1 protein-coding gene is annotated in these 351 nt (G+C 71.8%); it reads right to left on the reverse strand.

Annotated elements, in window-relative coordinates; translation table 11 throughout:
• A partial coding sequence (locus tag J0695_RS40500; RefSeq protein WP_206969799.1) for a serine hydrolase domain-containing protein occupies window positions 1-351 on the reverse strand: 351 nt, incomplete at both ends.

The following is a 351-nucleotide window of genomic DNA, read 5'->3' on the forward strand; positions in this document are numbered from 1 at the left end:
GGTGTTGGAGTAGTGCCAGGCGGCGCCGGGGGCCGAGACGGGCGGGTGCGAGGTCGCCGTGCGCACCAGCCCTTCGGGGCTGACGGGGCGGAAGCGGCTGGTCATGAAGGCGTCGGTGAAGTAGGCGCGCTGGAAGGCGGCGTCCTCGGTGTAGTCGTAGATTCCGCTGGTGTGGCCGAGCAGTTGGCGCAGCGTGATGCGGCGTCCGTCGTAGCCGTCGCCGCTCACGGTGCCGGGCAGCCAGCGCTCCACCGGGTCGTCGAGGCGCAGCCTGCCCTCGGCTTCGAGCTGGAGCAGCACCGTCGCGACGAAGGGCTTGGTGAGGCTGCCGATGCGGAAGCGGTCCTGGGG

Source organism: Streptomyces beijiangensis (genome assembly GCF_017315755.1).
GTDB classification, from domain to species: domain Bacteria; phylum Actinomycetota; class Actinomycetes; order Streptomycetales; family Streptomycetaceae; genus Streptomyces; species Streptomyces beijiangensis.